This is a genomic window from Bacillus sp. PK6-026 (assembly GCF_054161455.1).
On the sequence record NZ_CP096418.1, the window covers coordinates 3,480,194 to 3,502,274 of the forward strand.

26 protein-coding genes and 1 riboswitch are annotated in these 22,081 nt (G+C 46.9%); of the genes, 4 read left to right on the forward strand and 22 right to left on the reverse strand.

The window, feature by feature from the left end; genetic code table 11:
* Positions 1-13 precede the first annotated feature (13 nt).
* The 15 genes from sufC to M1D59_RS17865 form a co-directional block, all read right to left on the reverse strand.
* Positions 14-799 (reverse strand): Fe-S cluster assembly ATPase SufC, encoded by a 786-nt coding sequence (gene sufC, locus M1D59_RS17795; protein WP_458117561.1) that lies wholly within the window; start codon positions 797-799, stop codon positions 14-16.
* Between the two features lie 221 nt (positions 800-1,020).
* Positions 1,021-1,956, reverse strand: coding sequence for a cation diffusion facilitator family transporter (locus M1D59_RS17800; protein ID WP_128823016.1), 936 nt, complete (start codon positions 1,954-1,956; stop codon positions 1,021-1,023).
* 413 nt (positions 1,957-2,369) lie between these two features.
* Complete coding sequence (locus M1D59_RS17805; protein WP_031305044.1) at positions 2,370-2,753, reverse strand: carboxymuconolactone decarboxylase family protein; 384 nt, start codon at positions 2,751-2,753, stop codon at positions 2,370-2,372.
* Between the two features lie 92 nt (positions 2,754-2,845).
* On the reverse strand, positions 2,846-3,676 hold the full coding sequence (gene metQ / locus M1D59_RS17810) for a methionine ABC transporter substrate-binding lipoprotein MetQ (protein WP_095292329.1): 831 nt from the start codon (positions 3,674-3,676) through the stop codon (positions 2,846-2,848).
* Positions 3,677-3,689: 13 nt separating this feature from the next.
* A complete protein-coding gene (locus M1D59_RS17815; RefSeq protein WP_003185053.1) occupies positions 3,690-4,358 on the reverse strand; it encodes a methionine ABC transporter permease in 669 nt (222 codons plus the stop codon).
* Positions 4,351-5,376 carry a methionine ABC transporter ATP-binding protein MetN gene (metN, locus tag M1D59_RS17820; protein ID WP_023856214.1) on the reverse strand — a complete coding sequence of 342 codons (1,026 nt, stop codon included), beginning with the start codon at positions 5,374-5,376 and terminating at the stop codon, positions 4,351-4,353. The genes M1D59_RS17815 and metN overlap by 8 nt, the downstream gene beginning before the upstream one ends.
* A gap of 116 nt (positions 5,377-5,492) precedes the next feature.
* A riboswitch (SAM riboswitch) is annotated at positions 5,493-5,600 on the reverse strand.
* A 174-nt stretch (positions 5,601-5,774) separates the two neighbouring features.
* A complete protein-coding gene (locus tag M1D59_RS17825) occupies positions 5,775-6,131 on the reverse strand; it encodes an SCP2 sterol-binding domain-containing protein (protein ID WP_020452875.1) in 357 nt (118 codons plus the stop codon).
* A 121-nt stretch (positions 6,132-6,252) separates the two neighbouring features.
* Positions 6,253-6,561: a thioredoxin family protein gene (locus tag M1D59_RS17830; RefSeq protein ID WP_026580080.1), complete on the reverse strand. Its 309-nt coding sequence runs from the start codon at positions 6,559-6,561 to the stop codon at positions 6,253-6,255.
* Positions 6,562-6,586: 25 nt separating this feature from the next.
* Positions 6,587-6,931: a toprim domain-containing protein gene (locus M1D59_RS17835; RefSeq protein WP_075212653.1), complete on the reverse strand. Its 345-nt coding sequence runs from the start codon at positions 6,929-6,931 to the stop codon at positions 6,587-6,589.
* Positions 6,932-6,993: 62 nt separating this feature from the next.
* Complete coding sequence (locus M1D59_RS17840) at positions 6,994-7,230, reverse strand: YusG family protein (protein ID WP_020452878.1); 237 nt, start codon at positions 7,228-7,230, stop codon at positions 6,994-6,996.
* Between the two features lie 60 nt (positions 7,231-7,290).
* Entirely contained in the window at positions 7,291-7,674 is a 384-nt protein-coding gene (gcvH, locus tag M1D59_RS17845; protein ID WP_020452879.1) for a glycine cleavage system protein GcvH, read from the reverse strand.
* Between the two features lie 61 nt (positions 7,675-7,735).
* Entirely contained in the window at positions 7,736-8,092 is a 357-nt protein-coding gene (locus M1D59_RS17850) for an arsenate reductase family protein (RefSeq protein WP_020452880.1), read from the reverse strand.
* A gap of 115 nt (positions 8,093-8,207) precedes the next feature.
* Positions 8,208-9,992 carry an acyl-CoA dehydrogenase family protein gene (locus M1D59_RS17855; protein WP_145654530.1) on the reverse strand — a complete coding sequence of 595 codons (1,785 nt, stop codon included), beginning with the start codon at positions 9,990-9,992 and terminating at the stop codon, positions 8,208-8,210.
* Between the two features lie 19 nt (positions 9,993-10,011).
* A complete protein-coding gene (locus tag M1D59_RS17860) occupies positions 10,012-11,187 on the reverse strand; it encodes an acetyl-CoA C-acetyltransferase (RefSeq protein WP_458117562.1) in 1,176 nt (391 codons plus the stop codon).
* Between the two features lie 12 nt (positions 11,188-11,199).
* Positions 11,200-13,590 carry a 3-hydroxyacyl-CoA dehydrogenase/enoyl-CoA hydratase family protein gene (locus tag M1D59_RS17865; RefSeq protein ID WP_146874768.1) on the reverse strand — a complete coding sequence of 797 codons (2,391 nt, stop codon included), beginning with the start codon at positions 13,588-13,590 and terminating at the stop codon, positions 11,200-11,202.
* A 209-nt stretch (positions 13,591-13,799) separates the two neighbouring features.
* On the opposite strand from M1D59_RS17865, the gene M1D59_RS17870 reads away from it, so the two are divergent.
* From M1D59_RS17870 to M1D59_RS17880, 3 genes are all read left to right on the forward strand, one after another.
* The gene (locus M1D59_RS17870) at positions 13,800-13,961 is read left to right on the forward strand and encodes a YuzL family protein (protein WP_020452884.1); all 162 of its coding nucleotides are present in this window, start codon (positions 13,800-13,802) and stop codon (positions 13,959-13,961) included.
* A gap of 76 nt (positions 13,962-14,037) precedes the next feature.
* Complete coding sequence (locus tag M1D59_RS17875; protein ID WP_023856221.1) at positions 14,038-14,289, forward strand: hypothetical protein; 252 nt, start codon at positions 14,038-14,040, stop codon at positions 14,287-14,289.
* Between the two features lie 10 nt (positions 14,290-14,299).
* On the forward strand, positions 14,300-14,641 hold the full coding sequence (locus M1D59_RS17880) for a spore coat protein (RefSeq protein ID WP_103750110.1): 342 nt from the start codon (positions 14,300-14,302) through the stop codon (positions 14,639-14,641).
* A gap of 29 nt (positions 14,642-14,670) precedes the next feature.
* Here M1D59_RS17880 and M1D59_RS17885 read toward each other — a convergent pair whose 3' ends face one another.
* Genes M1D59_RS17885 through M1D59_RS17905 form a run of 5 tightly spaced genes read right to left on the reverse strand, consistent with a single transcriptional unit; the run spans position 14,671 to position 18,545 of the window.
* Positions 14,671-14,922, reverse strand: a complete 252-nt coding sequence (locus M1D59_RS17885) for a YusU family protein (RefSeq protein WP_020452886.1) — start codon at positions 14,920-14,922, stop codon at positions 14,671-14,673.
* Positions 14,923-15,663: an IucA/IucC family C-terminal-domain containing protein gene (locus M1D59_RS17890; RefSeq protein WP_103750111.1), complete on the reverse strand. Its 741-nt coding sequence runs from the start codon at positions 15,661-15,663 to the stop codon at positions 14,923-14,925. It abuts the gene before it with no gap.
* Positions 15,656-16,474 (reverse strand): ABC transporter ATP-binding protein, encoded by an 819-nt coding sequence (locus M1D59_RS17895; protein WP_020452888.1) that lies wholly within the window; start codon positions 16,472-16,474, stop codon positions 15,656-15,658. Before M1D59_RS17895 ends, M1D59_RS17890 begins: the two co-directional genes overlap by 8 nt.
* A 17-nt stretch (positions 16,475-16,491) precedes the next feature.
* Positions 16,492-17,547, reverse strand: coding sequence for a FecCD family ABC transporter permease (locus tag M1D59_RS17900; protein ID WP_035400297.1), 1,056 nt, complete (start codon positions 17,545-17,547; stop codon positions 16,492-16,494).
* The gene (locus tag M1D59_RS17905) at positions 17,544-18,545 is read right to left on the reverse strand and encodes a FecCD family ABC transporter permease (RefSeq protein ID WP_020452890.1); all 1,002 of its coding nucleotides are present in this window, start codon (positions 18,543-18,545) and stop codon (positions 17,544-17,546) included. The genes M1D59_RS17900 and M1D59_RS17905 overlap by 4 nt, the downstream gene beginning before the upstream one ends.
* A 152-nt stretch (positions 18,546-18,697) precedes the next feature.
* On the opposite strand from M1D59_RS17905, the gene M1D59_RS17910 reads away from it, so the two are divergent.
* The gene (locus M1D59_RS17910) at positions 18,698-19,675 is read left to right on the forward strand and encodes an ABC transporter substrate-binding protein (RefSeq protein ID WP_020452891.1); all 978 of its coding nucleotides are present in this window, start codon (positions 18,698-18,700) and stop codon (positions 19,673-19,675) included.
* Positions 19,676-19,715: 40 nt separating this feature from the next.
* On the opposite strand, the gene M1D59_RS17915 is transcribed toward M1D59_RS17910, so the two are convergent.
* Both M1D59_RS17915 and M1D59_RS17920 read right to left on the reverse strand, forming a co-directional pair.
* Entirely contained in the window at positions 19,716-20,147 is a 432-nt protein-coding gene (locus tag M1D59_RS17915) for a YusW family protein (protein ID WP_458117563.1), read from the reverse strand.
* Between the two features lie 79 nt (positions 20,148-20,226).
* Positions 20,227-22,011 (reverse strand): M3 family oligoendopeptidase, encoded by a 1,785-nt coding sequence (locus M1D59_RS17920; RefSeq protein WP_026580085.1) that lies wholly within the window; start codon positions 22,009-22,011, stop codon positions 20,227-20,229.
* Between the last annotated feature and the right edge of the window lie 70 nt (positions 22,012-22,081).

Sequence of the window (22,081 nt, forward strand, 5' to 3'; positions counted from 1 at the left end):
ATCCCCCTAACGCTTACGCTTCTTGACCGACAGTTTCGTCTTCGATTCCAAGCTCATGCTTAATCCAGTCATATCCTTCAGCCTCAAGGCGCTGCGCCAGCTCAGGTCCGCCGGATTTCACAACGCGGCCCTGCATCATGACGTGCACATGGTCAGGCGTAATGTAGTTCAAGAGGCGCTGATAGTGCGTGATGATCAGGCAGCCGAAGTCCTCGCCGCGCATTTTGTTGATTCCTTTTGAAACGACTTTAAGGGCGTCGATATCCAAACCTGAATCGATTTCGTCAAGAATCGCGATTTTCGGTTCGATCATCATCAGCTGAAGAATTTCGTTGCGTTTTTTCTCACCGCCTGAGAAACCTTCGTTCAAGTAGCGCTGCGCCATATCAGGATCCATTTCAAGAAATTCCATGTTTTCGTCCATTTTGCGGATGAATTTCATTAAAGAAATCTCGTCGCCTTCTTCTCTGCGCGCGTTGATCGCTGAACGGAGAAAATCGGCATTTGTAACACCGCTGATTTCACTCGGATACTGCATAGCCAAAAACAGGCCGGCCTGAGCGCGCTCGTCCACTTCCATATCCAGAACGTCCTTGCCGTCAAGCGTGATGCTTCCTTTTGTTACTTCGTATTTAGGGTGCCCCATAATCGCCGCGGATAAAGTTGATTTACCCGTTCCGTTCGGTCCCATTACAGCGTGGAATTCCCCGCCTTTTATTTCAAGGTTTACACCTTTTAAAATCTCTTTTCCTTCAATCTCAACGTGAAGATCTTTGATTGTTAATGTCGAAGCAGCCATGAAATATACCTCCAATATATATAATCATCATTCTCAATTTATTCTCATTCTAATTTTATAACAAATGAAAAGTGAATACAACAATAGTCTTCCTATCTTTTCGTGTACATGTTCTCAAGTTTAACAAAAAACGTTTTGTTCTTAAAGAGATTGGGACAAGAAAACTTCCCGGACGGAGATGTGTACCTTACAATCAACAAGCTATAGAAAAACAGCGGGAATTACGAGCGGGAACGGTTTGATCCCAGGCTGCACGATTCATGACGGGAACAGCGCTCCCCTTCTATTTGGACCGTCACATGCTCCACGTTGCATTCTTTCCTTAGATATTTTGATACTTGTTTTAAGATTCTATCCCTGTCACTGTTTTCGTCTGCCACGATATGGCAGCTTAATGACGGCATGTCAGATGAGATCGACCAAATGTGGAGATCGTGAACCTCTCTGACTGACGGAATGGAAAGCAGGCCGTTTTTAAGCGCTTCCGCATCAATGTCTTTCGGTTTTCCTTCCATTAATATATGCACCGAGTCTTTCGTCACCCGCCACCCGCTGACAAGAACCAAAGCCGCGACGGCGGCGCTTGCGATTGGATCGGCGATATTCCAATTGAAGAAAAGCATGAGGAGGCCTGCGATAATCGCGCCGAAAGATCCCAGCATATCACCGATGACGTGCAAAAATGCGCTCCGCATGTTTAAATTCCCGCTTGTGTCGCCTTTCATTAATATCCAGGCTGCAGCAATGTTGACGAAGAAACCAACCGTTGCAATCACCAGCATGCCACTGCCGGCGACTTCCGGCGGGCTGAAAAAGCGGTTGTACGCTTCCCAAAAGATATAAAGTGAAATCAAAAGCAAGGTGATGCCATTGATAAACGCAGCCAAAATTTCAAAGCGCCTGTAGCCGAATGTTTTGCTCACAGTTGCGGCCTTTTCCCCAATTTTAAACGCCAAGAGGCTGAAACCAAGTGCTGCAGCGTCGCTGAGCATATGTCCCGCATCCGACAGCAAAGCGAGGCTGTTCGTCAATATCCCGCCTATCACTTCAATGATCATAAAAGTAAAAATTAAACCGAAGCTGATGTAGAGCGCTTTTTGATTGGCTGATCGGCTGCCATGGTGGCTGTGACCTGTGTGATCGTGAGAATGAGCCATCATAAATCCTCCTTTTAATATATGATCATATATTCATATTTAAATTTTACCTTTTCCTTCACTTAGGTCAAGCGGATTCTAAAGACATATAGAAGGACGGATTGACATCCGCCCCCCCTCATTTTATCCGATCATGGGTAAATTTGATACGATCTGCTTGCTTTTTTGATGCTGCTCTTCGCGCCTTTTCTCAACTTCAAGCCGGTTCACATGGCTTCTGCTGTACTCCTCGTACCCCATTCCATGCGACTTGTGCATCGCTTTTTCCATTTCGGCCGTGAATTCAAGGTCAAGCTGATCTTGGCTTGAACAAATAATGAATCATCCTTTCAGAGATTTTCTTTCATAGTACCAGTTATATACAAACTCTTCAAAGATGTGTGTGCTTTCAATATGCTTTCACGGATGAAAAATCAATGCTTCATTTGCTGGAATTCTTCCATCGCCTGCAGAACGAGCGTGACAGCTTGGCTCATGGCCGCGCCCCCGCCAAATGCCGCAGTTACGCCGACCGCTTCAAGAATTTCTTCCTCCGACGCTCCGCAATCCAGGCAGCCCTTGATATGATAAATAATGCAATATTCATCCTGTGTATTAACACTGATGCCCAGTGCGATCAGCTGCTTATCCTTTTCGCTGAGCGCGCCTTTTTTAAAGCATTCCTCTGTAAATTCGTTGTATTTGGCGGCAATTCCGGGCATTTTTTCGGAAAAGATGCCGATCCCTGCTTTATATTCATGCAGTGCGGATTCGATAATGCTTTCTGATTCATGCTGATTCACGTTTTGTTCCTCCATTTTCAGTTGGTAGTCTTTTTTTATTATGAGCCTCTTTTCAAAAAATACGCGAAAAAACCCCGGTTTTCTCCAAAACCGGGGTGTTCTTTCATTTACTCAGAAACAGAAATGACAGAGCCTTCATATTTTTTGTCGATGAACTTTTTAATGTCCTCAGAGCGCAATACGTCCATCAGAGCTTTCACCTTGTCAGAATCTTCGTCGCCTTTGCGGACGGCGATGATGTTAGCGTAAGGATTGTCTTTTGGAGACTCAAGCTCGATTGAATCAGTTTTCGGATTGAGCTTGTTTTGGATCGCGTAGTTCACATTGATGAACACTGCGTCAGCTTCATTGGCTTCGTATGCTTTTGCCGTCATTTCAGGCGCCACATCATTTTTGATTTTGAGGTTTTTCTTGTTTTCTGTAATATCTTTTACTGTCGCATCCACTTTTTCAATGCCTGATTTCAGCTTGATCAGTCCGGCATTTTCAAGCATTGCAAGCATGCGGCCCTGTTCAGCGGCGTTGTTGCTCATAATAATTTTTGCACCGTCAGGAAGGTCTTTTAAAGATTTATACTTTTTAGAGTAAATGCCGAATGGCTCAAGGTGTACCGCGCCGACGTTAACAAGATCGTAGTCTTTATTTTCTTTCATTTCCTGTTCAAGATACGGGACGTGCTGGAAGTAGTTCGCATCGAGATCTTTCGTTGCAAGCGCCTTGTTGATCAGTTTGTAGTCCGTGAAATTTTTGATTTTAAGCTCATAGCCTTTTTCTTTCAAAAGCGGCTTTGCTTCTTCAAGGATTTCAGCGTGAGGCGTCGGCGTCGCTCCGACTGTGATGACTTTGCTGTCTTTATCCCCTTCGCTGCTGGAAGATCCGCAAGCGGCTAAAACGCCTGCAAAAATGATGAATAAAGCTGTTAATAAACCTTTTTTCATGTTGATGTCCTCCCTAACGTTTGTCTAATTTATTTGTTATAAAATCCCCGATAAACTGGATGATAAACACAATAGCTAAGATGAAAATAGTGGCGATGAGTATAATATCGGGATTGTTCATCTGAAAACCGTTTACATAGGCAAGGTTCCCGAGTCCGCCTGAACCGATTGCTCCGGCCATCGCCGTCGAACCGATCAGTGCAATCGCCGTAACCGTAATGCCAGAGATCAAGGCCGGCATCGATTCGGGCAGGAGCACTTTAAATATGATCGTCGATGTTTTGGCTCCCATCGATTTTGCCGCTTCAATCACGCCTTTATCAACTTCGCGCAAAGCGATTTCAACCAGGCGGGCATAGAACGGAGCGGATGCGATAATCAAAGCCGGAAGTGCGGCGTTCGGCCCCAAGATCGTGTTCATTAAAAACTTTGTGAAACCGAGCAGCAAAATAATCAATATAATAAAAGGAATAGACCTGAACACATTGACGATTGCCGAGATTACACCGTTCACGACCCGATTCTGCCAAATGTTTCCTTTAGAAGTCAGATACAGCAGCATACCGAGAATCACTCCGATGATAAAAGCAAACAATAGGGAAATTCCTGTCATATATATCGTTTCATACGTAGCTTCCCACAGCTGCTCCATATCTACGTTTGGAAACAGTTTTTCAAACATTCGTGATCACCTCTGCTTCTACTTGACGGCTCTTGATGAAATCGACCACATCATTGACCTCGTTTTCATATCCGTCGACATGAATGAACAATGAACCGTATGCGCCGTCCTGAGTTTGCGAGATTTTGCCTTGAAGGATGTTGACTTCAACATCGAACTTCCGAATGATCTGTGTGATCAGCGGCGATTCGGCCGCTTCACCGACGAAGGTGAGCTTGATCGTCCGCCCGGATGTCGTTTCTTCGAGGAAATGCTTCAGCGTTTCCTGTGTTTCCACCGGTTCTGTTACCTGCTGAACAAAGCGCTTTGTCATTTCTTCCTGCGGCTTGAGGAATACGTTCAGCACATCGCCTTCTTCCACGACCTTTCCGTTTTCCATGACGGCCACTCTGTGGCAGATTTTCCTGATGACATGCATTTCATGAGTAATCAGGACAATGGTCAGTCCGAGCCTTTCATTGATATCGGACAGAAGACCCAGGATCGAGTCAGTCGTCTGCGGATCAAGCGCTGATGTCGCTTCATCGCATAAGAGAACTTTCGGATTGTTTGCGAGCGCCCGAGCGATGCCGACGCGCTGCTTTTGGCCTCCGCTAAGCTGTGAAGGGTAGGCATTTTCCTTGCCTTCAAGTCCGACAAGCTTTATCAGTTCAGCGACTCTTTTCAGACGTTTTGCTTTGCTGACACCGGCGATCTCCAGCGGAAACGCAATATTGTCGCGGACCGTTCTTGACCACAATAGGTTGAAGTGCTGGAAAATCATGCTGATTTCCTGCCTTGCATTCCTCAGCTTCTTCCCTTTGATCTCACTGATTGTTCTGCCGGCTACTTCAACCGTGCCTGAAGTCGGCTGTTCAAGTCCGTTCAAAAGACGGATCAAGGAGCTTTTTCCAGCTCCGCTATATCCAATAATTCCGAAGATTTCACCTTTTTTAATCGTAAGGGTGACATCCTGGACAGCATTGACATCTCCATGCTTTGACCGATAAATCTTTGAAACATTTTGAAGATTTATCAAAAGCCATCACCTGCTTTCTTGCTCAATTCTCATAGTTGTCTAAATTCCTGATCAAACAATGAAAAAAGCCTTTCTGCACACATGAGCAGAAAGGCTTTTGAATAGTCTGGGCCTTTCTCTCATCTTTCAAAGCATAACGCTTCGTGTGAATTGGCACCATTTCAACACGTGTTGATGGTTGCCGGGTTTCATAGGGCACTTCCCTCCACCTCTCTGGATAAGAGAATCATATATTTATTTTTTGATTATTATGATCGGAATTCTTAAAGTAGGATATCATGCGAAAAAATAGTTGTCAACTATTTTTCGTAAGACAATCGGCCTACGGCGAAAAGAGACGAACGTAAACGCTCGTCTCTGTCCGACTTATACACGGAATGTGCCGATTTTTCAAATTTTTAAAATGTCTCTGAATAAAGATCGCTGTTTTTAAAAAAGCCGTCCGTCAGCCATAAAATCGCTTCAAGCTTCAATAAAGCTCTGAATGAGCCTTTTACTTGAACAGTGCCGCGCTGTACGAGATGCTGCAATGAAATATCGCCGTGAAGAAGGTCAATAATCTCGCTTTGCTCTCCAAAAAAGGTCAAATGAGCTTTCTCTGCAAGAGAAGATTTTTCCATTTCCCCTTTTTCGTTGATCGCTAACGTAAAAGCTTCTTTCTCGCCTTGAAACGTAATCAGCAAAGCCGTTGTCGATAATAGAGGTTTTAAAAAAAGAGCCTTGTCCTCTCTTTCTATCAATCCCATTTTCTCCAACTGTATAACCTCCTGTAAATTGGTCATACTTACAGATTCTCTGTCTGCCGCAGGAGTTCCTTTAGGAATTGCTCGACAAGTTTTTGCTGGTTATTTCCCGAGAAATATGTCAAAACCGCCCTTAATCCACAACATTTTGTTTAATCGTATCGTATAAGTAGGAAACGGAGTGAAAAGCGTATTCTTTTTTGACGACTTGCCCGTTTTTGTAAAGGATAAAGCATGGAACGCTTTCTATTTCCTGCTGCTTGGCAAATGCCGGGGAATAATTGAGATTGTTTTTATAAAAAGGAATGTCCTTTATCATTTCATCAACGACTTCCAGCATTCTTCCGGCCAGCTGACACGTTCCGCAGAACGGCGTGTATACATATAGAAGACAGGTCTCATGTTCAAGCCGTTTTAGCTCTTTTTCTTGGAGTTCTTGCATCTGTTGAACCGCACCTCAATACGTTTTATAATAAATATTTTGTATGTACCCGGATGTTTGAACGAATTAATATTTCTGCAACATGCTGACTCGGGGCGGAAGCGACTTCTTTGTATACCCTATCGATGTATAGATGCGAAGCTTGGGGGAGCTCCCTCGTCAGCTGCCGGCGGAGCTTTTCCCCTGATTCATCGGCATCCACCAGGATATAAACGTCTTTATCAAACAGCGTTTCGGCGAATTCATCGAGTTTTGCCTGGCTGATCGTTCCGTTTGTGCAAATGATATCCACGGGCTCTTCGATGACATGCTTCACTTTTTGCTTATCTGATTTCCCTTCGACGATCATGACTTTTTCATTTTCCGGCATATGGATCACCTTTAAAGATTTACTTGTAAAAAAAGGCAGTGAATGTTCACCGCCTGACTTGATTAACACCAGCCTTGGTGGTCATCACAGTCTACATATTTAGCATCCGGACCGCTTACGGTATCCGCCGTTTTGTAAAATCTCTCATCTTGGAATGAATATCCAGATTTCAACTCGTATTGATCCTTTCCGGTCATTCGGCCGATCAGCTCATTCTCATGGTACAGCTGCATTCCGCCGTTTTTTAATCGGCTTTCCACATGTTCTGTAATATCAATACGTTCTTTTTTCAGCGTCAATTTGGACACCCCCTCTTGATATAGAGTATCCAAACGACACATGGCTATCCTGAATAATCCTTAGTCTTCTTTTATCATGTCCTCATATTGCTCGGCTGTCATCAGATTTTCGATTTCAGAAGCATCGGACGGCTCGACGATAATCATCCAAGCCTTTTCATACGGAGACTCGTTGACGAATTCAGGGCTGTCTTCCAGATCTTCGTTCACTTCGACCACTTTTCCGTTGATCGGGGCATACAGCTCAGAAACGGTCTTTACGGATTCAACGCTGCCAAAAGGCTCGTCCGCTTTGATTTCGTCTCCCACTTCAGGAAGCTCGACAAATACGATGTCTCCAAGTTCGGATTGGGCGAAGTCTGTAATGCCGATTCTGACTTTATCTCCTTCTGTTTTCACCCATTCGTGTTCTTCTGAATAACGCAACTCTTTCGGTGTGCTCATGCTAACCCCTCCATAAAGTGTTTTAATCGATCCTACATTGAAGATATCATATTTTGATGGGTTATAACCAGTATGTCTTAAACTGATCTTCTTTAAAACCGACCGTTACTTTACTGCCGTCTGTCGCAATCGGGCGTTTGATCAGCATACCGTCCGAAGCCAGCAGTTCCAGCTGCTCATCTTCAGACATGTTTTGCAGCTTGTCTTTTAAGCCGAGTTCACGGTATTTTTGTCCGCTCGTGTTGAAAAACTTCTTCAATTCAAGCCCGCTTTTCTCGTAGAGCTCTTTCAGTTTTTCCTTGCTTGGCGGCTCTTCTGCGATATGTATCCCATTGATTTCTTTGCCATGGTCTTCAAGCCATTTTTTCGCTTTGCGGCATGTCCCGCATTTCGGATACCAGTAAAAATCCAAAGCCATACATACACACCCCTCTCATTTAATCGAGGTAATTTTAACACAGATCGAATGAAAAACCTAAAACCGTGCTCCATTCTATAACAGCTAAAAACCCCGCCTAAGCAGGGCTTTTCGTTTAAACGATATATTTCTCAGCTTCAAAGACTCCCTTGGCTGCCTGGCGCTTTTTCTCAATGACATTGACAGGCGTAAAGCGCGTCAATTTGCGGAGCGCGGACAGCATCATCCGCAGCGAATCACCTGATTCCATCGCAATGAGCGATTCCTTGGCATGGCTTTCAATTTCCTGAAAGGCAACTTGTGCAAAAATCTGCGTATAAAGAATTTTCTGGGCGTTTTTGTCTTCCCCGGTTGCCTGGATGGCTTTTTCTGTACGCAAAATAGCTGCTTCCATGGCGTAGACCTGGCTGACAATGTCGGCGATATTCACGAGGATTTCCTGCTCCTGGTCGAGCGCTTTTCCATATTTTTGCGCGGCGAGTCCCGCGATCATGAGCGCGATTTTTTTGGCGTTTCTCAGCAGATACTTTTCCTGTTCCAAAACGCCGTCACCTGGTTCTTCAGGCATGAGCATCATCAGTTCTTCCTGAAGCGCCTTCGCTTTCTCAAACAGAGGAAGCTCGCCTTTCATCGCTTTTTTCAAGTATGTGCCCGGGACGATGAGACGGTTGATTTCATTTGTGCCTTCAAAAATCCGGTTGATCCGTGAATCGCGGTAAGCCCGCTCCACTTCGTATTCCTGCATGAATCCGTAACCGCCGTGGATTTGGACGCCTTCATCAACGATATAATCAAGCGTTTCAGATCCAAATACTTTGTTAAGGGAGCATTCGATTGCATATTCAGCGATCGATTTCGCGACCTGGCGCCCGTCTTTTTGCTCTTCTTCGCTCAAGGTGCCCATTTTGTCTTCAAACAGCCCGACCGTACGATAAACAGAGCTTTCCATCGCATAAAGTCTGGCTGACATAGTGGCGATTTTTTCCCCGATTAAGCTGAACTTTGAAATCGGCGTCTTAAATTGCTGGCGCTGATTGGCGTATGAAGCGGACAGCTCGATGACCCGTTTGGAAGCGCCGATTGTCCCGACAGCAAGCTTATAGCGGCCGATATTTAAAATATTGAAGGCGATGACATGCCCTTTTCCCGGTTCGCCTAAAAGGTTTTCTTTCGGAACTTGAACCTGGTCTAAGATGAGCGTACGGGTCGAAGAGCCTTTGATGCCCATTTTTTTCTCTTCAGGCCCTGTGGAAACACCTTCGTAATCTTTTTCCACAATGAAGGCCGAAAAATGTTCGCCGTCTATTTTCGCGTAGACGATGAAAACATCGGCAAAAGCTGAGTTTGTAATCCATTGCTTTTCACCGTTTAATATATAGTGGGTTCCCGCCTCATTCAAAACGGCCGTTGTTTTTGCCCCTAATGCATCAGATCCGGAGCCAGGCTCTGTTAAGGCATAGGCTGCAAATTTTTCCCCTGTTGCAAGGGACGGCAGATACTTTTTCTTTTGCTCCTCGGTTCCGAAAAATACGATCGGAAGCGTGCCGATCCCGACGTGCGCCCCGTACGATAACGAAAAGCTTCCCGCTCTTGAGAATTTTTCGGTAATCAGCGCCGAGCTGATTTTATCGAGCCCGAGTCCGCCATACTCTTCAGGAACGTCAGCACCGAGAAGCCCGAGTTCTCCAGCTTTTTTCAGGAGCCTGACAGAGTGATCGAAATTGTGCTCTTCAATTTCGTCGATGTATGGCAAAACATCTCCGAGAATATAATCTTCAGTCGTTTTGGCAATCATTTTATGTTCATCTGTGAAATCTTCCGGTGTAAACAGCTGATCAGCCGTCACCTCTTCGATCAGAAAGGCTCCGCCTTTTTTCATATGGTCTTTTGTTTGTTCCATTGTTCCATCCCCCTTGTGATTAAACTAATTCGAATACCCCTGCTGCTCCCATGCCTCCGCCGATACACATTGTTACAACGCCGAATTGCTCGCTTCTCCGCCGCATTTCGTGGATCAATGTCAGCGTGAGCTTTGTGCCCGTGCAGCCGAGCGGATGTCCGAGCGCAATCGCTCCACCGTTGACATTGACTTTTTCTTCATCGATGCCAAGCGACCTGATCACCTGGATCGCTTGTGATGCAAATGCTTCATTTAATTCGAATAAACCGATATCAGAGAGCTCAAGTCCCGCCATCTTCAGCGCCCTTGGAACAGCTTCAACAGGACCGATGCCCATCACCTCCGGCGGAACGCCGCCGACTGCGAACGAACGGAACCTTGCGAGGGGCTTTAACCCAAGCGCATCCGCTTTTTCTCTGTCCATGATCATCACTGCGGCCGCCCCGTCGCTCGTCTGCGATGAATTCCCTGCCGTAACAGAACCGTCCGCCGAAAACGCCGGTTTTAACGTTGACAGAACGTCTTTCGTTGTCTCCGGGCGCACACCTTCATCGGCAGAGAAAGTAAACGTCCGCTCCTTCAGCTTGTGATGGTCATCCACTTCTCTGACGGTGACGTCCACCGGGACGATTTCATCTTCGAACTTTCCTTCCGCGATCGCTTTGGCTGCTTTTTGATGGCTGCTGACGGCAAATGCATCCTGATCATCCCTGGAAACGCCGTATTTAACGGCAACCTGTTCAGCCGTATGGCCCATTCCCATATAATATTCAGGAGCTGTTTCCGCGAGCGCCGCGTTCGGTCTGACGATATGTCCCATCATCGGCACGATGCTCATCGATTCAGCGCCGCCGGCAATGACCGTGTCGGCAGCTCCAAGCATGATTTTTTCGGCCCCGTAAGCGATCGATTGAAGTCCTGAAGAACAATATCTGTTGATCGTAACGGCCGGAACTGTGTGCGGCAGCCCGGCAAGCGCGCCGATATTGCGCGCCATATTCAACCCTTGTTCGGCTTCCGGCGTAGCGCAGCCGATGATTAAATCATCGATATTCCCTTCATAACCGCCAGCTCTTTTCAACGTCTCTCTCACTGCATATGCGCCTAAATCATCGGGACGGACAGTCCTCAATGAGCCTTTTTTTGCTTTTCCGATCGGGGTTCTCGCTCCCGATACAATAACTGCCTCTTTCATTATTTTCCCTCCTTAATTACGCAAAGGTTTGCCTTTTACAAGCATATGCTGCATTCTCGCCTGCGTTTTCGGTTCGCTCACAAGGCTCAGGAAAGCTTCTCTTTCCAAATTGAGCAAGTATTCTTCCGTTACTTCAGCGCCGAACGGAACCCTCCCGCCCGCAATGACAAACGCCAGCTTTTTCGCTATCTTCATGTCGTGTTCAGAGATGGCGCCGGACAGCTTTAACGATTCCGCACCGAGCAGGAGCGCCGCATAGCCGGTTTCGCCTGTCACCGGAACTTTCTTTTTCACCGGCGGACGGTAGCCACTTTCGGAAAGTGTCAGGACGAGTTTTTTAGCATCGTATAACAAGTGATCCTGGTTGATGCTGATTTGATCCTCTGCAGTTAAGATGTTCAGCTCTTTCGCTTCATGAGCCGAAGTCGACGTTTTTGCAAGAGCAATTGTCTCAAACGTTTTGATGGCGGCCTCCTGGATATCCGGTTTAACGCCTTCAGGCAGCCCTTTCAAGTAGTTTAAATAAAGCTCTTTATTGCCTCCGCCGCCCGGAATCAGGCCGACGCCTGTTTCAACGAGGCCCATGTATGATTCACTTGAAGCTTGAACACGGGCTGCAGGCAGACAAAGCTCAGTCCCTCCGCCAAGCGTCATCCCGAACGGAGCAGCGACGACCGGCTTGGTACTGTATTTCACTTTCATCATCGTCTCCTGGAACTGACGGATGATCATGTCAATTTCCATATAGTTGTCGTCTTGGGCTTCCATCAGCATCATCGCAAGATTGGCTCCGACGCAGAAATTTTTGCCCTGGTTGCCGATCACAAGTCCTTTATAATTGGCATCTACTTCCTCAAGAGCGAATTTGAGCATTTGGATGATGTCGAGGCCGATTGCATTGCTTTTCGAATGAAATTCGAGCAGTGCGACATCATCGCCTAAATCGATCAAACTTGCCCCGCTGTTTTTCTTGATGACGCCTTTTGTTTCTTTGAGTGACGACAAATGGATCGTTCTCTTGTTTTCTTGAAGCGCCCTGTATTCGCCGCTTTCAAAACAGTAGCAGAACGTCTTTCCGTTTTCTCTAAGGTAGAAGGTCTCATGTCCTTTTGCGAGCATTTCCTTCACCCAGTCCGCGACTTTCCAGCCCTCTGCTTCAAGCTTTTGCACCGCGTTTTTCACACCGATGCTGTCCCACATTTCAAACGGACCTTCCGACCAGCCGAACCCCCATTTCATCGCCTGATCAATCGCCGTTATGCTGTCAGCAATTTCCCCTGTCAGCTCAGCCGAATAGACAAGCGTCGGAGCTGTCATGTTCCAAAGAAGGCTTCCCGCTCTGTCATCTGAATAAACAAGCGCTTTCAATCTCGCTCCTGCGCCTTTCATTTGCTTGGCCGCTTCAAGTCCCGATGTTTTTAATGTTTGGCGTTTGCTGTAGGTCATCGTCATCGGATCGAGCTCAAGGATGTCTTTTCCTTCTTTTTTGTAAAAACCTTGTTTCGCTTTGCTTCCGATCCAGCCTTTTTCGAGCATTTGTTCAATAAATTCAGGCAGCCGGAAAACGTTTTTTTCTTCGCCAGTGACTTGGTTATAGACATTTTTGGCAACGTGCGAAAATGTATCAAGCCCGACGACATCGAGCGTTCTGAAAGTTGCGCTTTTCGGGCGTCCGATCAGCGGGCCTGTAATCGAATCGACTTCGCCTATCGTGTAGCCGCCTTTCAGCATTTCCTGAACCGCGACAAGCAAGCCGTAGGTTCCGATGCGGTTGGCGATAAAGTTTGGCGTGTCTTTCGCTTCAACAACCCCTTTGCCAAGGACGTCTTCGCCGAATTTCTTCATAAAGTCCAGCACCCCGGGATCCGTTTCATCAATCGGAATCACCTCAAGCAGCTTTAAATAGCGGGCCGGGTTAAAAAAGTGCGTTCCTAAAAAGTGCTTTTTAAAATCAGCGGACCTTCCCTCCGCCATCTGCCTGACGGAGATGCCTGATGTATTGCTGCTGACGATGCTTCCGTGTTTTCTGTATTGATCGACCTTTGAAAACACTTGCTTCTTGATCTCCAGGTTTTCGACAACCACTTCAATAATCCAGTCGGCATCTTTAATTTTTTCAAAATCGTCTTCCATGTTCCCTGTGCTGATACGGCTGATATTCTTCTTCGATGTCAGCGGAGCCGGTTTTTGCTTTAGCAGCTTTTGTACGGCTGACTGTGCCAGCCGGTTGCGCACATCCGGGTCTTCAAGGGTGCGGCCTTTTTTTCTTTCCTCATCTGTTAATTCACGCGGCACCATATCGAGCAGTAACACAGGAATCCCGATATTGGCTAAGTGAGCCGCGATTCCGGAACCCATTACACCGGAACCGATAACGGCGGCCTTACGAATATGCTTGACCATGAAAGATCCTCCCCTACTTTGAATGAATACTCATTCATTTTTGCTCCAAAAAAATAAACTCTCCTGTCTTCTTTCATCTTAAAAGATTTTGGAAGCGAGTTCAATAACTTGGTGCAAAATTTCTGAAATTTTTTCAGCGGGTATTATTTTGCCGCGGTTACATGTTTCCCCGCTTTTGGGACAAACCAATAGAGAGGGAGGTGAAGGCCTTGGTACGTGAAAGAAAAAATCCATCTTCAGCCGCAGTCAGCGCCGCAAGCATAAAAGGCAATGCAGGTCCGGATTATAAAAAGGCGGATGCGGGCGGAAAACGGACAAGCCAAAACCAGCAATATAAAAAGCATAATATGGATGTTCCTGAAGATCACTAAGCCCCCTTTAAGCATCCGGTATAAATTTCCGCTGTGTTAGGAAATCTAAAAATAAACGCTAAAAGGAGGCAGACTCATGCAGCAACAGCAAGGAATGACAACACCGCCGCCGGTCATTTCAACAAAGGATCATCTGTATTTGCAGGATATGCTGAACTGGAACTTGCTCGCAATGAAAAAAGCGCATTTTATGGCGGACCAGTGCCAGGATCAGTCTCTTAAAACAGAACTCGACAGGGTCGGACAAATGCACCATCACCATTACAATGTGATATTGGAGCAGCTTCGACAAAATCAAACGCAAAACCCGTCAGCATACATGCAATAGGAGGTTAATGATGAATCAGCAAAACCAACAGAAAATCGGCAATCAGGAAACTCCTGTCCCGAAAACGAGCGCGATGAATGACAGGGATTTTGTCAACGAACTGCTGACAACCGAAAAATACATGACGGCAGCATACTCGACAGCGCTTAATGAATTAAGCCATGAGTCGCTTTACCAAGCCGTTCAGCCGCTGTTTAACGAGGCGCAAAACGTACAGCGCAGATTGTACCAGGTGATGTTTCAAAACGGATGGTACAAGGTGGAGGCAGAAGATGCCCAGAAAATCCGGCAGTCTTATCAGCAGTTCCATTCTACATTGCAAGACCAGTCGCCATATCAGCAAAACCAATAAACAAAAAATAAGCAGAGGAGTCTCCCTGCTTATTTTTTTTGATTAGCCGCTCGGTGCGCTTCATTTCGTTCTTTAATTTGGCGGATTACTTCTTTTATCTCCTGCTTCGCATCCGGATAAGCTCCGTTCCAATGCTTGGCGAGGGGCGGCATGCTTTTGGCGATATGGCTGTAGATGATCCACATCTTCACCTGTTCTTTCAGTTCTTCGTCCGTTTCGCCTAAAAGCAGCTCCGTATATTTCTCAACAAGTCCATCCAGCTGCTCCTTTAGTTTTTCCACTCACGACACCCTTTCTTTACGTTTATTTCTCGGGCATGTCCTGCATTTGACACCGTTTTTGTCTGTTGCATAATACAGACAGCAAGTCGTGCGTGTCCGGTCCTCCGCATGCTGTCCGGGATAAAACCTTTTGAGAGGGTTTTCGTCCGCCCCTTCTTCAAAAAGACCGGGCTCAGCTTCATAAAGAAGAAAATGAAAATCTTGCGCCGCCCGCGCCTTGAGTTTCGGATCTTCCAGAAGCGTGTCATACATCCAATACAGATAAACGGCAATATTTTCCCAAAGAATATGCTTTGAAATCGAAAATACCCGCCGACAGGCCGCGATCAGGCCGCCAAGGTGGCACCTGAAGATATCCTCAGTCAATCTTTTCAGTTCTTCGGTGCGATCCGCTTCGATAAGCTCAGCACCTTTGTGAAAATAAAACGACGGCATCCACCCTCGATCATCGGCTTCTATCTCCCATGACACGGAAGCAGGAGCGGTTGGCAAGCGCTTTCCCCAAACCGTAAACAGATAGAAATGCAGCGCAGCCAGCATCCCGCTGCGCTTGACGAGCATTGAAGCCGCAACTTTTTGATTCGGAGCGTTCAGCCTGTCTTTAATATCTTCTACATAACGTTCTAAAAAATCCTCATCAAGGAGCTTGTTTCCTTTAACAGAGAATAAGGAGCCGGTCTGCTTCGTTCCAAGGCGAAAACGAAGCAATGACTCAAGCTCCTCTTTTGTTAAATTAAGCATGGGACTGAACCACCTGCTGGACGATGCATCTTCCTCTTCCGTACGGAATGCAGTGCGGCGTGCCGAAAAGCGGATCTTTCGTCACTTCGCAGTCCATTTCAAAAACGTCCTGCACAAGCTTGCAGTTGATAATGGATTCAGGCCGGCCTTCGGCATATATCTTTTTATCTTTAATCGCGACGAGGTGGTGAGCGTAGCGGCAGGCAAGGTTCAAATCGTGCAGCACCATCACGATCGTGCGCTTTTCGTGTTCATTTAATTCAAACAAAAGGTCCAGAATTTCAATTTGATGCGTCATATCCAAGTATGTCGTTGGTTCATCCAGTAATATGATATCCGTTTCCTGGGCGAGCGTCATCGCGATCCAGGCGCGCTGCCGCTGGCCTCCTGACAAGGAATCGACTGTGCGCTCAGCCAGTTCTTCCATTCTTGTCGCTTTCAAAGCCTTTTGCACGGCCTCTTCATCTTCCGCCGACCATTGCTTCAGCCAGTTTTGGTAAGGGTACCGCCCCTGCTTAACGAGCTGGAGAACGGTCAGGCCTTCCGGAGCCGAAGGGCCTTGAGGCAGAATGGCCAGCTCCTTTGCCACTTCTTTCGTGGGAAGTTTGGCGATGGAGCTGCCTTCGAGAAGCACTGAACCGCCCTTTGGCTTCATCAAACGTGCGAGAGACCGAAGGAGAGTCGACTTACCGCAGCCGTTGCTGCCGATAAATACGGTGATTTCACCTTTTGGGATCGTTAAGTTTAACTCATCAATAATGATTGTTTCTCCATAACCTAAGCTTAACGTTTCTGTTGAAATGGCACTCATAAATGAAATCTCTCCTTTTATTGGTTTCTGCTTTTATACAGCAAGTAGATAAAGTAAGGGGCGCCGATCGCTGCAGTAAACACACCGGCAGGCACTTCAACGGGAGAAAAAAGCGTGCGTCCGATGATGTCGGCAATCAGCACAAGCAATCCTCCGATCAGCGCTGCAACCGGCAAGAGGGCGCCGAATGATGAACCGACAAGCCTTCTTGCGATATGCGGGGCCATCAAACCGACAAATCCGACGGTTCCGGCAAAGGCAACGGCAATTCCGGCAAAAGCCGTGCTCAGCAGAAGGAGCAAAAAGCGGTTCCGCTGAACCGAGCTGCCCGCTCCTGTCGCCAGTTCTTCACCAAGCGTCTGAATGTTGACGTTTCTGGCGGCGGCTGCGGATATCAGCAAAAGGACAAGCGCAGCCGGCATTAAAATATTCACATCCTGCCAGTTCGATCCATATACTGATCCGGTAATCCAGACGTTCGCCTGAGACATTCTGTATATCGGTCCTTTTATCATAAACAATGTCGTCAGCGACTGGGCAAGCATCGAAAATCCGATTCCGATCAAAACGAGCCTGAAAGTCGAAGAGCCGTTTTTATATGAAAGAAAATAAACGAGCATTCCGGCGAGAGCCGCGCCGATAAATGCGGCAACCGGGAGCCAGCTGATGCTGACCGTAAGCGCATTGTTTTTATTGGAAAACAGCATTAAAAACAAGACAACGGCGACTGAAGCCCCGCCGGTCACACCGATAATATCCGGCGAAGCGAGCGGATTGCGGATCAGACCCTGAAGGATCGATCCGGCTGCCGCCAGACAGATTCCGGCAAACAGAGCGACCAAAATCCGCGGCATCCTGAAGGACATAATGATCAGGTCATCGCCCGGATCCCCCATGCCCAAAAACGTTTTCGCGACGGCGCCCGGAGAAATAAAACGTTCACCGATGCCGGCGCTGAGGATGACTGCACAAGCCGTCAACACCAATAGGATCACGAACGAAAACAGCGCTTTTTTGCCGATCAACAATGAAATGCCGCCTTTTCCGATTCTCAGCGTGCGGTAATTTTTCATTTTTGGAACCCCCTTCTCGCGATATAGACAAAAATGGGTGTCCCAATGATGGCTGTCATGACGCCGACAGGCACTTCTTCAGGCATAATCAGGTACCTTGCGCCAATGTCTGCGGTTACAAGCAGGATGGCTCCCAGCACGGCACAGTACGGAAGAACCCAGCGATGGTCGTGGCCAACGATAAATTTTGCAAAATGCGGGATAACAATACCGATAAAACCGATCGGCCCGGCGACGGCGACAGATCCCCCGGCAAGCAGGATAATCGAAACCGCCATCAACGCTTTGATCAGCCACGTTTTCTGGCCGAGGCTTTTTGCCACTTCCTCCCCCATCGTTAAGACATTGATTTTCGACCCGAGTAAAAAGCTGATGATGAATGCCGGCACGATATATGGAAGGACGGAGACCAAGAGGCTGAGGTCGCGCCCCTGGACAGAGCCCGCAAGCCAAAACAGCGCCTGCTCAAGAGCTGCTTCATTAACGGAAAGCATGCCTTGCGTCAATGATGAGAACAGCGCTGACATCGCCGCCCCTGCAAGCGTCAGCTTGACCGGCGTCAGCCCTTCCCTTCCGAGAGAGCCGACAAAATAGACGACAAGCGCGGCAAACGCTGCACCAAAAAACGAGATCCATGCAATCGTCTGAAGCGAACTGACGTGATAGAAAAACAGCGCTCCAACAACAAAGAAACCGGCACCCGCGTTCACGCCGAAAATTCCCGGGGAAGCAAGCGGGTTTTTGGTCATCGCCTGCATTAAAGCGCCGGCAACTCCGAGGGAAGCGCCGACAGTTGCAGCAATCAGCGCGCGCGGCAAACGCACGTTTTTGATGACAAGATGTTCATTAGAGCCGCTGAAGCCGGTAAAAGCCTTGTAGGCCATCGACCATGACGTATTCGTATAACCGTATACGATACTAGCGCAAACGGCGGCAACCAGCACCAAAATAAAAGACAGTAGTGCGATTGTTCTATATTTATTCGTTCTTAAGAGCATAAATTAAAATTCTCCTAGTTTGACTGAAACATCTACTGGTTATTGTATCAGATAACATTGATCTTGAAAATCATTTTCAATTAACAATTGACAAAATTCTGATCAAAAATTATGATCAGGATGAATGACTTACATACCTAAGGAGGACACACATGAAGAGATGGTCAATTGTTGGATTTATCGCTTTGTTAGCGATTTCAATTCTTGCAGCCTGCGGCGGAGGCAAGGATGACTCTGCAAAGGGCGGAGAGAATAAAGATACGATCACCGTTAAACACGCAATGGGTACGGAAGAACGAGTGCCTGCAGACCCAAAAAGAGTCGTCGTCCTAACAAATGAAGGAACCGAAGCGCTTTTGGAACTCGGAATCAAACCTGTGGGTGCAGTCAAATCCTGGACAGGCGATCCTTGGTATAAGCATATTCAAGCCGATATGAAAGGCGTTAAGCAAGTCGGGCTCGAAGGCGAACCGAATATCGAAGCGATAGCCGAGCTAAAGCCTGATTTAATCATCGGGAATAAAATGAGACATGAAAAAATCTACGACAAGCTTGAAAAAATTGCTCCGACTGTCTTCTCTGAAACGCTGCGCGGCGAATGGAAAGACAACTTCTCCCTCTACGCGAAAGCGGTAAACAAAGAGGAAAAGGGCAAAGAAGTTTTAGAAGATTTCGATAAAAAAGTCAGCGAATTAAGCGACAAGCTCGGTGACCAGAAAAAGAAACGGGTGTCGGTTGTCAGATTTATGGCCGGCCAATCAAGGATTTACTATAAAGATTCTTTCCCGGGAATCATCTTGGATCAGCTCGGTTTTAAGTATCCGGAAAAACAGGAAAAACTGTTTGAAAAACAAGACGACAAATTTGTTTTTATGACGGAAAATAAAGAATCGATCCCTGAAATGGATGGGGATGTCCTGTTCTATTTCACATATAAACCTGCCGAAAGCAAAACAGAGGCCGAAACATGGCAAAACGATTGGACAAGCGATCCGCTTTGGAAAAAATTGAACGCTGTCAAAACCGGAAACGCCCACGAAGTCGACGATGCGATCTGGACGACGGCCGGCGGTGTCAAAGCAGCGTATCTGTTCCTTGATGACATCGAAAAATACTTTTTAAAATCGTAAGCAAAAAAGAGCATTTCCGCCGTTGGAAATGCTCTTTTGTTTATTTTGACGTACCATCCGGCCATTTCACCCGCAGATGAAACAGGTCATATCGCTCATCAAGATTGAAAGCCTCGAGCACATTGCTGATCACGTCCTGCTTTGAATCGGATTTGGCGATCGAAAGCTCGCTTAAAACCATTTTCATTTCGTTTAAAGCTTCTTCCCCTTCGCGGTCCGCTCCGTTCAGGTGGTCTTTAATCGATGCTTCTTCTCGCTCCTGTTTGTCGTATACGGCTGTAAACGAATTGTGCTTTCCACGGCCATAGTTCACTTCCAATGCAAATGCAGCGTAAGGCACGCTTTCCACATCTGAAACAGGAGCGTTATCGGGAACGGCCTCCTTGCCTTCGGCATGTTCTTCCGCTATTGAACGGCAGCCGGTCATCAGGATCATGACGAGAGCGATAACGGCCATCCGAAATAGGTTCATACCGTTCATCTCCTCTATGCACATTATCCTTAGCTATGTCCACTTTGCGGAAACTCATTCAATCTCTCAGCGGAAGCCTTTATATCATCTCTAACAATGCTTCTGCATCACGGACAGCCGGCTGAATGGCCGCTTCCCAGAAATCCCGCTTCGTCAGATCGGCGCCGAGATGCTTCATCGCCAGTTCCTCAACAGACATGGAGGCTGTATCTTTTAAGAGCGCGATATATTTTTCTTCAAACGCAGCCCCCTCTTTCAGCGCTTGCGCGTAAATGCCAAGCGAAAACAAGTAGCCGAACGTATAAGGAAAATTGTAGAACGGGACAGACGTAATATAAAAATGAAGCTTTGATGCCCAAAAATACGGATGATACTCGCCAAGCGCGCCGCAAAACGCTTCTTTCTGAGCTTCTTCCATCAGCTCGTTCAGTCTTCCGGCGGATACGACGCCGTTTTTTCGTTCATCGTAAAAGCGGGTTTCAAATAGAAACCTCGCGTGAATGTTCATAAAAAAGGCGACGCTTCGCTGGACTTTATCTTCCAGAAGGACGAGTTTTTCTTCGTCTGAACCGGCTTGTTTTAATGCCGCATCAGCCACGATCATTTCTGCAAAAGTAGACGCGGTTTCCGCCACGTTCATCGCGTACGCCCTGTTTAGCGGTCTGACGTCCAGCATGGATTCCTGATGAAAGGCATGGCCAAGCTCATGCGCCAGCGTGGAAACGTTTGACTGGCTTCCTGCAAATGTCATAAATATTCTCGATTCCCCGCTGTCAGGAAAATTGGCGCAAAAGCCGCCCGGGCGTTTGCCTCCCCTGTCCTCAGCTTCAACCCATCTGTCTCTGAGCGCTTTTTCGGCAAAGGAGGAGAGCTTTTCTCCAAACGTTTTAAACTGCCCGGTAATAAAAGCGGCTGCCTCTTGATACGAATATTCCTTTGCCGCTGAACCGATCGGCGCTTCGACGTCATACCAGCTCAGTTTATCCAGCCCAAGCATAGACGCCTTCCGGGAAAGATAGTCTGCAAACGGCTTTTTATGATCAATAATGACCTGCCACATGACATCAAGGGTTTCCTGCTTCATGCGATTGATGTCCAGGGGTTCTTTTAATACATTGTCCCAGCCTCTCGCCTCATAGACGTTCAGTCTGAAACCGGCGAGGTGATTCAGCGTGCTGCTGAGCAAATCAGCGTGCTGTTCCCAGCCGTGGTCCAAATTTTCCGATACGGAGCGGCGGATCTTTCTGTCAGGTTTAGATGTCAGGTTCTGCGCCTGTCCGACAGACAGAATTTTCGTCTCGCCATCTTCTTCATACGGGATTTGAATTTGGTCGACGATGCTGTCGTACATATCACCCCAAGCATGATATCCGTCAACAGACAAACCTTGAATCAATGTTTCCTGTTCGGAACCAAGCTTTTCCGTTACCCGCTCCCTTCTCTCATTCAAAATATAAGCGATATTGGAAATGCCTTCTTCTTGAAGGATCGCTTCCCATTCTTCATTTGAGACAACGGCAAATTTGCTGTCAAGCACGACCAGCGCCTTCTGAGCATCGGCAGCGAGCTGGGTGACCTCAAAATTAAGGGCATTCGCCTTTAAATCCGCAGTGTCCTGCGCTTGGAGACATCCGACAAAAGCGTCTGCTTCGCGGATTTTAACATCAATTGTTTCAAAAAGCGCGAGTGTTTCCTTCAATTCATCAAGACCGCTTTTTGAGACGGTAAGAGCCTCGGCAGAGCGTTTAAAAGTTGAAAGCAGTGCTTTAATTTCATTTAAATATTGACGGAACTCGACGGAGCCGCTCCCGCCTTTAAAGAAAACCTCGAGATCCCACGTATCTTTAAGTTGATGAAATGTCATTGTTCCCGTCCCCTTTCATTGGCTTGTTTCCATTATAAGATAAATTTGGCTTTTCAGGGCAAATAAAAAA